We start from the raw sequence: 13,962 nt of genomic DNA, 5'->3' as shown, positions 1-13,962 counted from the left end.
CGCAGCGGCGAGGTGTCGGCCCAGGCCGGGAAGGCGGCCTGCGCGGCGGCCACGGCGGCGTTCACCTCGGCGGTGCTGGCCAGCGCCACGCGGCCGGTCACGGCGCCGGTGGCGGGGTTGAACACGTCTTGCGCGCGGCCGCTGGCGCCGGCGGCCACTTGGCCTTGCACGTAGTGGCCGATGGGGGTGGGGGTCTGGCTCATGGTTCGTCTAAGTGGGGAATATGGCAATGGGGGCCACTGTAGCCGCACCGTCCCGTTTTGAACACTGAGAAATTCTGCGGTCAGCCATAAGCTTGTTTAATATCTGGCCATGGACATTGCCGCCCTGCGCGTGTTCGCCGCCGTGGCCCGCGAGGGCAGCCTGTCGCGCGCGGCCGAACGCCTGCACCTCACCCAGCCCGCCGTCAGCCTGCAGGTCAAAGCCCTGCAGGAACGGCTCAACCTGCGCTTGTTCGAGCGCACCCCGCGCGGCATGCGGCTCACGCCCGACGGCGCCGCGCTGCTGCCCCTGGCCGACAAGGTGCTGGAGGCCCAGCGCGAATTCGTCGGCGCCGCCCAGCGCCTGCACCACCAGGTGCGCGGCACGCTGCGCATCGGCACCATCCTCGACCCCGAATTCACCCGCCTGGGCGCCTTCCTGAAGGCGCTGGTGGAGTCTGCCCCGCAGCTGCAAACCGTGCTGCGCCAGGGCATGAGCGGCGAGGTGCTGGCCCGGCTGGAGGCCGGCGAGCAGGACGTGGGCTTTTACCTGGGCGACCCGAACGAGGAGCGTGCCGGCGCGCCGTTCAAGGTGCGCGCGCTCACCCCCTTCACCTACCGCGTGCTGGCGCCGGCCGGCTGGGGCCCGCAGGTGCTGGGGCAGGACTGGCGCGGCCTGGCCAGCCTGCCGTGGATCGAAACCCCCGCCGCCAGCGCCCACCACCGGCTGCTGCGCCGCGCGTTGGCGCCGCAGGGCCTGGCCGTGCGCCGTGTGGCGCAGGTGGACCAGGAAGCGTCCATGCTGGACCTGGTGCGCTCCGGCGTGGGCCTGAGCTTGGTGCGCGATTCGGTGGCGATTCGGGAAGCCCAGGCGCGCGGCCTGGTGGTGGCCGACCGGGTGGCGCTGGACTGCGTGCTCAGTTTTGTGTGCCTGGCCGCTCGAGCGGCCGAGCCGCCGATCGAGGCGGCTTGGGCGGCGTTGGGGGAGGTGTGGGGGTGAGTTCGTCGAGAGTTGCTGCGTAGCCAGAGGCCCACGATGCCTGCCGTCGAGTGCCACGAATGCCCCAAGCGTTTGATAAATAAGCTATAAAGTCCCCATGTATTGAGCGGTTCAAAAATCGCCGGTCCAGGGAGGGACATGCTGAAAAAAACAGAACGTTTGCACCACCTGGTGGGGTTGTTGCGGGCGCGGCGCCGCATCACCCGCACCGAGCTGCAGGACGCAACGGGCAGCTCCCGCGCCACGCTCATGCGCGACTTGGCCTGGTTGCGCGACGAGCTGGGCCACCCCATTCATTGGGACCCGGTGCTGCAGTGCTACCAATGGCGCTCGACCGGCCCGACGGCAGATGCGCCTCAAGAGCTAGCGGGCTTGTGGTTCAAGCCTTCGGAGGTGCTGGCGCTGTTGACGCTGGAGCACTTGCTCAAAGCCATACAGCCGGGCGATCTGATGCAGCGGCATTTGGAGCCGCTGGAGTGGCGGCTCCAACAAATACTGCGCCAGTCCGGCCTGGAAACCACCGCCGCCCACGAATTGAGCGGGCGCGTCCGCGTCATTGGCCTGATGCAGCGGCGCGTGCCACCGCAGTGCTTCGAGACCGTGGGGCTGGCGCTCACCCAACGCCAGCGTCTGCGTTTTCACTACCAGGCGCGCGGCTCCGGCCAGAGCAGCGAACGCAGCGTCTCGCCCCAGCGCCTCGTCCACTACCGCAGCAACTGGATGCTGGACGCGTGGTGCCACGCGCGCGACGAACTGCGCAGCTTCAGCCTCGACAACATCCGTCAGCCGCACATTGAAGGCACACCGGCCATCGACGTGCCCGAAGACGAGCTGGACCAGACCCTGGGCAACGGCTACGGCATCTTCAGCGGCAAGGCCGTGCAATGGGCCACGCTGCGCTTTTCGCCCGAGCGCGCCCGCTGGGTGGCGGCGGAGCAGTGGCACCCGGCGCAGAAAGGCGAGTGGGACCGCGAGGGGCGCTGGCTGCTGCAGATTCCGTACAGCGACGACCGCGAGTTGGTGATGGACATCCTGCGGCACACGCCGGAGGTGGAGGTGTTGGGGCCTGCGGCGTTGCGCGAGCGGGTGCTGGAGCAGATGCGGGAGGGGGTGGCTCGGTGGGGTGTCTCATGAATTGAGACCGATGCGCCTCAAACTCCCAACCAAGTGATGAACACATCAAGCATGAACTCGACGCATACAGAATCAGCTAGACAGGCCATCGCTCACGTTCGGGCGGACGCGAGTGTTCAGCCACTGAGAACGCACCTTGAAAGCGTCGGTGGGCTCGCCGCAACGTTTGCTGCTAAGTTCAGGCTGCAAAAGCACGGTGAGCTAATTGGCTTACTCCACGACCTTGGCAAGTACAGCGACGAGTTTCAGTCGTACATCAAGTCCGCAACTGGCTTGATCAACCAGGATGAAGACGAGGACTTTGTCGATGCAACCGGCCTGAAGGGCAAGGTGGATCACTCAACCAGTGGGGCCCAGCTCATCTGGAGGGAACTGGCTTCCAGAAGTCCAGCACACCATGCCATAGCCCAGGTGATGGCCCTTTGCGTGGCGTCGCACCACTCAGGATTGATCGATTGCCTGACGCTGAACCCGGGGCGCCCTGTCGAGGACGGGTTTTCCAAACGCATCAGCAAGGAACATGAGAAAACACACTTGCATGAAGTGGTCTCCAGGATGGAGCTTGCGATCAGGGGGCGCGTTGAGGCACTTCTGGAGGACGCAGACCTGACCAATGGGCTGCTGCTGTGGCTCCGCAATCTGCATGACAAGGCACCAGGTGCAAGCAAAGAAGAAAAGAATCAGAGTCCTTCCCAAAAACTTCAGCAAGGGCTCTTGGTGCGGGCACTGTTCAGCTGTCTGATCGACGCAGATCGAATCGATTCAGCAGACTTCGAGTATCCAGGGCGAGCGCGTCACCGATACCTTGGGAGATATGAAGAATGGGACGCGCTTGTTCAGCGCCTGGAGCGCCATATAGAGGTCTTCCCTTCTGTTCATCCGATTGATGCGCTTAGGCGAGACATATCCGATCACTGTTGCGCGGCCTCAGCTCGGCCATCCGGTGATGTCTATTCCTTGACCGTGCCGACCGGTGGGGGAAAGACGCTCGCCAGTCTGCGGTTTGCGCTGCACCACGCCAAGCGGCATCGCATGGATCGGGTCATCTATGTCATTCCCTTTACGTCCATCATTGACCAAAACGCTGAGGTGGTCCGTCGCATCCTGGAGCCAGAAGGAGTCCAGTCTGGCAGTGTCGTGCTTGAGCACCATTCGAACCTGACGCCAGACAAGCAGCACTGGCGCTCCAAGATGCTCTCGGAGAACTGGGACGCGCCCGTGGTCTACACCACGATGGTTCAGTTGCTGGAAACGCTTTTTGGCGCAGGAACGCGGGGCGCGCGGCGATTGCATCAGCTTGCGAACTCTGTGCTGATATTCGACGAAGTGCAAAGCCTGCCGATCAACTGCGTGCATCTCTTCAACAGTGCGATGAACTTCCTTGTCGATCACTGCAGGTCGACCGTCGTGTTGTGTACCGCCACACAACCATTGCTTCACGAGGTGAACCCAAGCAGAGGTGCTATTCGTCTGTCAGAGCGGCACGACATCATGCCAAACGTTGCCAAGCTCTTCGATGACTTGAAGCGCGTCGAGGTGTCCTACCGTAGAAAGCCTGGGGGGTGGTCACTGGCAGAAGTGAGCGACCTGGCCATCGAGCAGGTCAATGAGGTGGGTAGCTGTCTGGTGATTGCCAACACAAAGAAAGTTGCTCAAGCAGTTTTTCAGCTGTGTCGCCAGCACCCAGATGCAGAAGTCTTTCATCTCAGTACAGGCATGTGTCCCACTCACCGAAAAAACAAACTCAACGCAATCCGGTCGCGCCTCCAATCAGACGCCGTGCAGCCGACGCTGTGTGTCAGCACGCAGTTGATCGAGGCCGGGGTGGACGTCGATTTCGGGACAGTCATTCGATTCTCGGCTGGCCTTGACTCAGTGGCACAAGCTGCTGGCCGTTGCAATCGGAACGGTCGCCGGACGGTGGGGATGGTCTACGTGGTCAATCCCCGAGCCGAAGATGAGAACCTGAGCAGCCTTCATGACATCCGCATCGGAAAGGAAAAGGCGGAAGGGGTTCTGACCGACTTCGCCGAAGACCCGTCTCGCTTCAATGGAAGTTGCATCGGTCCCGCCGCCATGTCGCGCTACTACCGAGAGTACTTCTTCGCGAGATCGGCCGACATGAGCTACCCATTGGCTCGGGATGTGACCGGGAGAGATGACGATCTTCTGAGCTTGTTGGGTGCTAACGAAAAGGCCGCCAGCGACTACGCGCAGAACCATGGAAGAACACCGCCGCCGCTTCGCTTTCGACAGTCGTTCATGACAGCCGCCAAGGCATTCAAAGCCATTAACGCGCCCACGCAAGGCGTCATTGTTCCGTACTCCTCAGAAGGGACGGCGCTGATTGCTGATTTGTGCGCCGCCTTCCTGCCGGAGAAAGAGTTTGAGTTGCTGCGGAGAGCGCAGCAATACAGTGTCAACGTGTTTGCTCATCAGTTAGACGCGCTGAGCAAAGCTGGAGCCATTCGGGAGGTCCGAGAGGGAACTGGAATCTTGTACCTCGCGGATTCGCGTTACTACAGTGATGAGTTCGGTTTGTCAGATACGCCCACCGGGCTTATGGAGGATCTTCATGGGTAGTCGAAACAGCATCGAGTTCAAGGTATGGGCACGCCATGCGCTGTTCACCGATCCATTGACCCGTGTGGGTGGCGAGAAGTGCTCATACCACTTGCCCACGTATGAGGCGTTGAAGGGTATTGCCAAGTCCATCTACTGGAAGCCGACTTTTGTGTGGGTCGTTGATGAGGTGCGGGTGATTAAGCCCATACGAACGCAGACCAAGGGCACCAAGCCCATTGATTACGGCGGTGGTAACACGCTCGCGATCTACACATTTCTGGCGGATGTGGAATACCAGGTGCGTGCGCACTTTGAGTGGAACGAACACCGACCAGAGCTTGAGGACGACAGGATAGAGGGCAAGCATTTCGCGATTGCGCAGAGGTCCCTTGCTTTGGGTGGCCGACAAGACATCTTCCTGGGCACTCGCGACTGCCAAGGCTACGTGGAGCCCTGTGCCTTTGGCGACGGTGCGGGTCACTACGACGACATCGATGAAGTTGCGTACGGATTGAGCTTTCACGGGTTCGACTATCCCGATGAGACGGGGAGCCCCGTTCTGCAGGCAAGGTTCTGGCAACCGAGGATGGTTAACGGGCGAGTCCAGTTTCCCAGGCCGGATGCCTGCAGTATCCGCAAGGACATTCGGCCGATGGGTGCCAAGAAATTCGGGCAAGGCAAGTTGCGCAGCGTCGGCCTCGAAGCAGCTGATCTGGAGGTGTGAGATGAGTTGGCTGCACAAGCTGAACGAAACCTACGACGCTTGCCGGGGAAACGAACCGGAAGGGGCAGAGAAGCTGCTTCCTGTTAGCCATGCCTACCAGCAAGCGCATATTGAGGTCACCATCGATTCTTCCGGGCAATTCGAGTCGGCAAGGTTCATAGGGAAAGTCGAGACGGCGATTCCTGCGACCGAAGCATCGGCCGGTCGTGTGGGGACAAAACCACCACCACATCCTCTCTGCGACAAGGTCCAGTACTGCGCCGGTGACTATCCAGAATTCGGTGGAGCAAAACCGTCCTTCTTCACGGAATATCAAGAGCAGCTCGCGAACTGGTGCCAATCTCCTTTCGTGCATCGCAAGGCCCAGGCAGTGCTGAACTACATCAGCAGCAACAGTCTCACAGCAGACTTGGTCAAAGAGCGTGTGCTGCACGTTGGTCCTGACAATATGCTGCTGACGCGGTGGACAGATCCCAGCGACACACCAGAGATCTTCAAGGTGCTGACCGCCAAGGCGGGCGAACGTGATCAAGGCGATGCGTTGATTCGCTGGCAGGTGCGTGACCCGGATCAACTCCCTTCGGAGGTCTGGCTAGATGAGAGCCTTCAGGATTCATGGGCCAGATTTGATGCTTCTACCAAGTCGGCCAAGGGGCTGTGCTTGGTTACTGGCGAACTGCAAGCCAACCTGGCGGCCAGTCATCCCAAGCGCATTCGACATGCGGGAGATGGTGCCAAGCTGATCAGCGCAAACGACAGTTCGGGATACACGTTTCGGGGGCGTTTTACCGACGACACGGGCTTTCAAGCAAGTGGCGTCGGTTATGAGGTCACACAGAAAGCGCACAACGCATTGCGTTGGTTGATCCATCGGCAAGCCTATAGGCAGGGTGATCAGGTCATTGTTTGCTGGGCAGTTGGTGGGACACCTGTTCCTGACCCCTTCTTGAGCACGCTTGACCTGATTGATGAACCGGGTGAGATCGAGTCTGCACCGCAACTTGAGCTGCATGCCGATGCCGGGCAGGCCCTTGCTCAGCGACTTAGGCAGAAGCTGCGCGGCTATGGCGCCCAGCTTGGCGCAACAGACGATGTGGTGGTGATGGGATTGGACTCTGCGACACCTGGGCGCATGGCCATCACCTACTACCGCGAGCTGAAGGGATCAGAACTTTTGGAGCGGGTGGAAAGCTGGCACATCCGCCATGCCTGGTTTCAAAACTTCAGCAAGGAGAAGCGATTCGTTGGAGCGCCCGCACCCCATGACATCGCGGAGTGCGCCTACGGTCGTCGTCTGGACGAGAAGCTCAAGAAGGCCGTGGTTGAGCGCCTGCTTCCATCGATCATTGATGGTCAGCCTCTGCCCCGCGATCTGGTGAGTTCAGTCATCCGACGCGCCTGCAACCGCGTGGGCCTGGATCATTGGGAATGGGAAAAGTGCCTGGGCATTGCCTGCGGCTTGTATCGAGGTTTTTGCAACAGAGAGGACTATCAAATGGACTTGGAAGCTGACCGGTGCAGCCGGGACTATCTGTATGGGCGCCTGCTGGCCTTGGCCGAGCGCATTGAGAGCCTCGCGCTGCATGTCGGTGGCGAGAAGCGCGACACCGCGGCTACAAAGTTGATGCAGCGTTTTGCTGACCGGCCGGCCAGCACCTGGCGGACCATTGAGTTGGCTTTGGCCCCGGCGAAATCTCGCTTGCGTGCAAAACGCGGCGGGGCGATGCATGAACTGGACAAGCTGCACGACGAAATCGTTGCCTCATTTCGTGGCGATGACTTCATGGACAACAAGGCGCTGACGGGTGAGTTTTTGCTGGGTTACCACTGCCAACGCCGTGCGCTGATGCAACCCAAGGCAACCGAGTCCGACACTCCCCAAGAATCTACTGACGACTGACCAGAGAGGAACACACCATGACCATCCTGCAAAACAAGATCGACTTCGCCGTGATCATTCGCGTAAAGAACGCCAATCCGAACGGAGACCCACTGAACGGCAACCGGCCGCGCACCGATTACGCCAACTTCGGCGAGATGAGCGACGTCGCTCTCAAACGAAAGATCCGAGACCGGCTGTTGGAGCGGTGGGTCGAAGCGGGAAAGAACGACGATGGCAACATGATCTTTGTCCAGTCGGATGATCGAAAAGCCGATGAGGCCAAGAGTCTGCGTGCCCGTGCCGAAGCCGTTCTCGGGAAAGAACTGGGTGGGGACAAGACGGCGGAGATAGCGTGCAAAAAGTGGATCGATGTGCGCGCTTTTGGGCAGTTGTTTGCGTTGAAAGGCGGCAAGAAGGCTGGGAAGAAAAAGGAAGACGGCGCCGATGATGAAGGCGATACCGGTGTGTCGATTGGCATACGTGGTCCGGTGACCGTGCAGTCTGCATTCAGCATTGAGCCCATCGATGTGACCAGCATGCAGATCACCAAGAGCGTCAGTGGCGAAGGTGATGGCTCGAAGCGAGGCTCCGACACCATGGGGATGAAGCATCGCGTGGACCATGGTGTGTATGCCTTCTACGGCAGCATGAATCCCCAACTGGCTGAAAAGACGAAGTTCTCTGAAGCCGATGCCGAGGCCATCAAAGCGGTGTTGCCACGTTTGTTCGAGAACGACGAGTCTTCGGCGCGCCCAGCAGGCAGCATGGAGGTGCTCAAGGTGCTCTGGTGGCGGCACAACAGCAAGGCCGGTCAGTACTCGGCAGCGAAGGTTCACCGTTCCGTTGTGGTCAACGCTGACGGTTCTTACGCGCTCACCAATTTGCCTGACCTCGTTCCAGAAGAGTTGGACGGCTTCTGACGTCAGAGATGGGTATGGCCAGTCTTGAAGAAGACCCCATCCCCCTGTCAGCACTGCAGCACTGGGCGTACTGTCCACGGCAGTGCGGCCTGATCCATCTGGATCAGGCCTTTGACGAGAACGTCCACACCCTGCGGGGGCAGGCCGTGCACAAGCGGGTGGATCAACCGGGTGTTGAGACCGCCAAGGGCGTGCGGGTGGAGCATGCACTGCCGCTATGGCACGATCACTTGGGCCTGATTGGAAAGGCCGATGTGGTGGAGTTTGACAAGGCCAGGCGACCTTACCCCGTTGAATACAAACAAGGCAGCAGGCACAAAGCGGCGAACATAGCTGCTTGCGACGACCTTCAATTGGCTGCCCAGGCCATGTGTCTGGAAACGATGTTTGGGGTCGATGTCCCTGAGGGGGCAATTTACTATGCCAGTTCAAAACGCCGTCGTGTGGTTGTGATCGATCCTGCGCTGCGCGAGCAGGTACTGCACGTTGTCGATGCCGTGCGCGGCATGTTCCGCACCCAGAAGCTACCCCCACCATTGGAGGGTAGTTCGGCTGTACAGCGTTGCCGCGCTTGTTCTTTGCATGACCGTTGCCAGCCCGAAGCCTGGCAAGGAGTGGCCATGCGACAGGCGAGACAAGCACTTTTCAATCCAGAGGCCGACATGGGCGGCTGAAATCCCTCATGCACTTGCTCAATACCCTGTATGTCAACACGCAAGACAGCTATTTGCGGCTGGACAACGATACGTTGCGTGTCCAGGTGCAGGATGACACCCGCTTGCGTGTACCCCTGCACCATTTGCAGGCGGTCGTGTGTTTTGGCAGGGTTGGGTTGTCTTTGCCCCTTATGCATCGATTGGCCGATGAGGGCGTGGCGCTTGTGCTTTTGGAAGAAAGCGGGCGGTTCAAAGCGCGGTTGGAAGGGGCCACGGCAGGCAACGTGTTGTTGCGTCGAGCCCAGCATCTGCAGTCGTTAAATGCGGCGTTTACCTTGGACTTTGCGCGGGCTTGTGTGGCCGGGAAGGTCCGCAACTCTCGGCAGGTTTTGCAGCGCGGTGCCAGAGAGGCGAAAACAGCGAGCGAAGCGGCGTTGCTGACGCGCGGCGCGCAGGATTTGGCGGCCACGCTTCGGGCGCTTCCTAGCGCTTGTGACTTGGATGTGTTGCGAGGACTGGAGGGCGAGGCGGCCCGACAGTACTTCGAGTGTCAGCCTTTGTTGCTCAAAGCGGACTTGCGTCCGACTTTTTCTATGAATGGCCGCACGCGACGACCGCCGCGTGATCGTATGAATGCTTTATTGTCGTTTCTGTATGCCATGTGGATGAACGATTGCCGTAGCGCATTGGAGGCTGTGGGTCTCGATCCGCAGGTGGGGTTTTTGCATGCACTGCGCCCAGGGCGCGCGGCGTTGGCTCTGGATTTGATGGAGGAGTTCAGGCCGTTTGCCGATCGTCTGGCCTTGTCCTTGGTGAACCGCGGACAAATTCGCGCAGGTGACTTTCTTGTACGAGAAGGTGGTGGCGTTTCTTTGACGGACGAGGCACGCAAGGCGGTTGTTGTGGCCTTCCAGGAGCGCAAGCAAGAGGAGGTTCGACACCCGGTCTTGGCACAGGTCCTGCCTTTGGGATTGGTGCCGCTGGTGCAGGCCCGTTTGATGGCTCGCGCCATTCGTGCCGAGACGGACGCCGGGGGTGAGCCGTTGTCTTATTTGCCGTTTTTGGTTCGATGAGGGGCGTGCGGTGCTGATCATCGTCTGCTACGACGTCAATACCGAGACTTCAGCCGGAAGACGCAGGCTGAGGCGGGTTGCGAAGGTCTGCGAAAGTACAGGGCAGCGAGTACAGAAGTCGGTTTTCGAGTGCCGTGTTGATCTCATGGGCTTCGAGGTGCTGGAGCAGCGTCTGCTTGCCGAAATCAATCCCGAACAAGATTGCCTCCGCTTGTACCGCTTGCCAGATACACGGGGTGCAGAAGTGCGTGAATATGGGAACTTTAAGGCCGTAAATTTCGACGGTCCGTTGGTCATGTGACGTACCCTTTGCGGACTTAGGATTTAAGATCACAACGCGAACCCCAAGTGCCGTGAGCTGCTCTGAGTGGTTCGCGCCTTCCCCAGCCCTTTGATTTTTATGAAAAAACCACCGATTGCTAATGCTGGTGAGGCACGTACACGCGTGTTGCACTGTGGGTTCGCGCAAGATGGGGTTTTTATGGCTTCAAATCTGGAGGTTGCAAGGGAAGGGCTCGCCTGCCAGCAATGGCGGGCGTGGATTGAAACCTCCTGAACGGCACGAAATGAAACCGAGCAACACGCTCGCCTGCCAGCAATGGCGGGCGTGGATTGAAACGCCCAGGTGTTGTCGGTGATGCCGAAGCCCGCCACGCTCGCCTGCCAGCAATGGCGGGCGTGGATTGAAACCACGCGCTGAGCGCCGACGGCGACGTCAAGGACGGCTCGCCTGCCAGCAATGGCGGGCGTGGATTGAAACGACCAGACCGGCGCCGTCGTGGTGGTGGTCCGGGGCTCGCCTGCCAGCAATGGCGGGCGTGGATTGAAACCAGACAGCAACAGCACTGCCATCGTCAGCGGCCACGGCTCGCCTGCCAGCAATGGCGGGCGTGGATTGAAACATGCTGACGAACCCCATCGGCATCGCGCTGGCCGGCTCGCCTGCCAGCAATGGCGGGCGTGGATTGAAACATGAGCGCACGGTGTACGGGTGGCAGGCCCAGGACGCTCGCCTGCCAGCAATGGCGGGCGTGGATTGAAACAGCCACCCAGGCGGGGCGGTGTTGGCCGCGAAGTGCTCGCCTGCCAGCAATGGCGGGCGTGGATTGAAACGACACCAGCCTGGGGATTAGCAACATCACCACCGAGCTCGCCTGCCAGCAATGGCGGGCGTGGATTGAAACCAGCCTGGCCGGCGTGGCCGCCCTCGTCATGATCCGCTCGCCTGCCAGCAATGGCGGGCGTGGATTGAAACCCGAGACCGGCGCCAAGATCGAGGTGTCGCTGGGCGCTCGCCTGCCAGCAATGGCGGGCGTGGATTGAAACAGCGACCGGTCGGGGTAGGGCAGGTCCGGGTACTTGCTCGCCTGCCGTAAGCGTGCGGTCATCCCACCCTTGAGGTCGACGGCCCAAGCGGCAACGATGGTGTCCACCAAACGAGATAGGTGGACACCATGACTGAAGCGAAGATCAAGACCCGTCGGCGCCACAGCGCCGAACTCAAACAGCAGATCCTGGCCGAGTGCGCCCAGCCCGGAGCCTCGGTGGCCAGCGTGGCGCTATCGCACGGCATCAACGCCAACGTCGTGCACAAGTGGCGCCGACTGGCTCATGCCCCGAGCACAGAGGTGCAAGTCCCGACCTTCGTGCCTGTGGCGTTACCTGCGCCCAGCTGCGCGCCGGCTCCAGACATCCGCATCGAGTTGCGCCGTGGCGCCACCTGCGTGTCGCTGACCTGGCCGGTCTCGGCCGCCGAGCACTGCGCGGCCTGGATGCGGGACCTGCTCAAGTGATCCGCATCGACGCCCTGTGGCTGGCCACCGAGCCACTGGACATGCGTGCCGGAACAGAGTCGGCCCTGGCCCGTGTGGTGGCTGTCTTCGGCGCAGCACATCCGCATCACGCCTACCTGTTTGCCAACCGGCGTGCCAACCGCATGAAGGTGCTGGTGCACGACGGCATCGGGGTGTGGCTGGCAGCGCGGCGCCTGAACAGTGGCAAGTTCGTCTGGCCGCGTGAGGGGGCATTGACCGCTACGCTCAGCCGTCCACAGTTCGATGCTCTGGTGCTGGGCCTGCCCTGGCAGCGCCTGGCCGATGGTGGTGTCATCACCGTGCTCTGAATCTGATTGCTGGCCTTCTGCCTGCCAATTGGTGCATGCGCCAATGGCGCAGCGGTGTCGGTGCTGGCACAGTCATGCTCATGGTGGTGGAGCCGCAATCGCTGGAGAGCCTGAGCGCCGAGCAACTGCGCTCGGCGCTGCTGTCCATGCTGCAGGCCGCTGCCGCCAAGGACCAGGAACTGGCCTTCAAGCAGACCCTCATCGACAAGCTCACGCACGAGAACGCGCTCTTGAAGCGCATGAAGTTCGCAGCCCAGTCCGAACGCTTCAACCCCGAGCAAAAGAGCCTGCTCGAAGACGAGATCGAGGCCGACCTGGCGGCCGTGGCCAGCGAGATCGACGCGCTGGCGCAGACGCAAACACCGCCCACTCCCGAGAAGAAACAAGCCAAGCGCCTGCCCCTGCCGGCGCACCTGCCGCGCCGCGAGATCCGCCACGAACCCACGTCTACCACCTGCGCATGCGGCTGCCAGATGAAACGCGTGGGCGAGGACGTGGCCGAGAAGCTGGACTACGTGCCCGGTGTCTTCAGCGTGGAGCGCCATATCCGCGGCAAGTGGGCCTGCGCCCAGTGCGAGACCATTCAACAGGCGCCGGTCCAGGCGCACGTCATTGACAAAGGCATCCCCACCACGGGCCTGCTGGCCCAGGTGCTGGTGGGCAAATACGCAGATCATCTGCCGCTGTACCGCCAGGAGGCGATCTTCGGCCGCGCCGGCCTGGCCATCCCGCGCTCGACCCTGGCGCAATGGGTAGGCACCTGCGGGGTGCGGTTGCAGCCGCTGGTCGAGGCCTTGAAGGACGAGATCCTCAGCCACCGGGTGCTGCACGCCGATGAGACACCGGTGGCCATGCTCAAGCCCGGCGATGGCAAGACGCATCGCGCCTACCTCTGGGCCTATGCGCCGGGGGCGTTCGAGGGCATCAAAGCCGTGGTCTACGACTTCTGCGAGTCCCGCTCGGGCGAGCATGCCCGGCGCTTCCTAGGCCATGGCACCGACAAGGCCTGGAAGGGAAGCCTGACCTGCGACGACTTCGGCGGCTACAAGGCCCTGATCGCCAGCGGCGTGACCGAGGTGGGCTGCCTGGCCCACGCCCGGCGCAAGTTCTTCGATCTGCACGCGGCCAACCAGAGCCAGATCGCCGAGTTCGCCCTCCAACAGTTCGCCCGGGTCTATGAGATCGAGCGCGAAGTCAAGGAACTGGGCGCCGAACAACGGCAAATCGTTCGACAGCAGCAGACAAGGCCGATCCTGGACGCCCTGCACGAATGGATGACGCTGCAACGGCGCCAGGTCCCCGACGGATCGGCAACCGCCAAAACACTGGACTACAGCCTGCGGCGCTGGGTGGCGCTGACCCGGTTTGCAGATGACGGACAACTGCCCGTGGACAACAACTGGATCGAGAACCAGATCCGGCCCATTGCCATCGGCCGCAACAACTGGCTGTTTGCCGGTAGCCTGCGCGCGGGCCAGAGAGCGGCGGCCGTCATGAGTCTGATCCAGTCGGCACGCATGAACGGGCACGACCCGTATGCCTACCTCAAGGATGTGCTCACGCGGCTGCCAACGCACAAGGCCAGTCGCATCGACGAACTCTTGCCGCATCGCTGGCAAACCGGTGCCATCTGAGTCTCAGCCATGACCGCCAGTGGCGGTCAACATGGGATCACCGCGCGCTTAC

13 protein-coding genes and 1 CRISPR repeat array are annotated in these 13,962 nt (G+C 61.3%); of the genes, 12 read left to right on the top strand and 1 reads right to left on the bottom strand.

Features of this window, described 5'->3' with window-relative positions:
• A partial coding sequence (locus tag HA630_RS07075) for an aldehyde dehydrogenase family protein (RefSeq protein ID WP_166833639.1) occupies positions 1–203 on the bottom strand: 203 nt, incomplete at its 3' end.
• A gap of 109 nt (positions 204–312) precedes the next feature.
• Between HA630_RS07075 and HA630_RS07070 the strand changes: the two genes are divergently transcribed.
• From HA630_RS07070 to tnpC, 12 genes are all read left to right on the top strand, one after another.
• Positions 313–1,200 carry a LysR family transcriptional regulator gene (locus tag HA630_RS07070; protein ID WP_166833637.1) on the top strand — a complete coding sequence of 296 codons (888 nt, stop codon included), beginning with the start codon at positions 313–315 and terminating at the stop codon, positions 1,198–1,200.
• 138 nt (positions 1,201–1,338) lie between these two features.
• Positions 1,339–2,334, top strand: coding sequence for a YafY family protein (locus HA630_RS07065; RefSeq protein WP_166833635.1), 996 nt, complete (start codon positions 1,339–1,341; stop codon positions 2,332–2,334).
• A 36-nt stretch (positions 2,335–2,370) separates the two neighbouring features.
• Entirely contained in the window at positions 2,371–4,917 is a 2,547-nt protein-coding gene (gene cas3, locus HA630_RS07060; protein WP_243855384.1) for a CRISPR-associated helicase Cas3', read from the top strand.
• Positions 4,910–5,623: a type I-C CRISPR-associated protein Cas5c gene (gene cas5c, locus HA630_RS07055; RefSeq protein ID WP_166833631.1), complete on the top strand. Its 714-nt coding sequence runs from the start codon at positions 4,910–4,912 to the stop codon at positions 5,621–5,623. The genes cas3 and cas5c overlap by 8 nt, the downstream gene beginning before the upstream one ends.
• Before the next feature lies 1 nt (position 5,624).
• Positions 5,625–7,523: a type I-C CRISPR-associated protein Cas8c/Csd1 gene (gene cas8c / locus HA630_RS07050; RefSeq protein ID WP_166833629.1), complete on the top strand. Its 1,899-nt coding sequence runs from the start codon at positions 5,625–5,627 to the stop codon at positions 7,521–7,523.
• A gap of 17 nt (positions 7,524–7,540) precedes the next feature.
• Positions 7,541–8,425: a type I-C CRISPR-associated protein Cas7/Csd2 gene (cas7c, locus tag HA630_RS07045; RefSeq protein WP_166833627.1), complete on the top strand. Its 885-nt coding sequence runs from the start codon at positions 7,541–7,543 to the stop codon at positions 8,423–8,425.
• 14 nt (positions 8,426–8,439) lie between these two features.
• Entirely contained in the window at positions 8,440–9,099 is a 660-nt protein-coding gene (gene cas4 / locus HA630_RS07040; RefSeq protein WP_166833625.1) for a CRISPR-associated protein Cas4, read from the top strand.
• An 8-nt stretch (positions 9,100–9,107) separates the two neighbouring features.
• On the top strand, positions 9,108–10,154 hold the full coding sequence (gene cas1c / locus HA630_RS07035) for a type I-C CRISPR-associated endonuclease Cas1c (RefSeq protein WP_166833624.1): 1,047 nt from the start codon (positions 9,108–9,110) through the stop codon (positions 10,152–10,154).
• A gap of 10 nt (positions 10,155–10,164) precedes the next feature.
• Positions 10,165–10,455, top strand: a complete 291-nt coding sequence (gene cas2, locus HA630_RS07030; protein WP_166833622.1) for a CRISPR-associated endonuclease Cas2 — start codon at positions 10,165–10,167, stop codon at positions 10,453–10,455.
• A gap of 212 nt (positions 10,456–10,667) precedes the next feature.
• A CRISPR array of direct repeats spans positions 10,668–11,480; the repeat unit is 36 nt; unit sequence GCTCGCCTGCCAGCAATGGCGGGCGTGGATTGAAAC.
• A 128-nt stretch (positions 11,481–11,608) separates the two neighbouring features.
• Positions 11,609–11,947 (top strand): IS66-like element accessory protein TnpA, encoded by a 339-nt coding sequence (gene tnpA / locus HA630_RS07025; RefSeq protein ID WP_166833614.1) that lies wholly within the window; start codon positions 11,609–11,611, stop codon positions 11,945–11,947.
• Positions 11,944–12,276, top strand: a complete 333-nt coding sequence (gene tnpB / locus HA630_RS07020) for an IS66 family insertion sequence element accessory protein TnpB (protein ID WP_166833616.1) — start codon at positions 11,944–11,946, stop codon at positions 12,274–12,276. Before tnpA ends, tnpB begins: the two co-directional genes overlap by 4 nt.
• Before the next feature lie 74 nt (positions 12,277–12,350).
• Positions 12,351–13,910 carry an IS66 family transposase gene (gene tnpC / locus HA630_RS07015; RefSeq protein ID WP_371809220.1) on the top strand — a complete coding sequence of 520 codons (1,560 nt, stop codon included), beginning with the start codon at positions 12,351–12,353 and terminating at the stop codon, positions 13,908–13,910.
• Positions 13,911–13,962: the final 52 nt, after the last annotated feature.

This window comes from Aquabacterium sp. A08 (assembly GCF_011742065.1).
The sequence above is the reverse complement of the archived record's forward strand: the minus strand, read 5'-3'. Positions and strand labels throughout refer to the sequence as shown.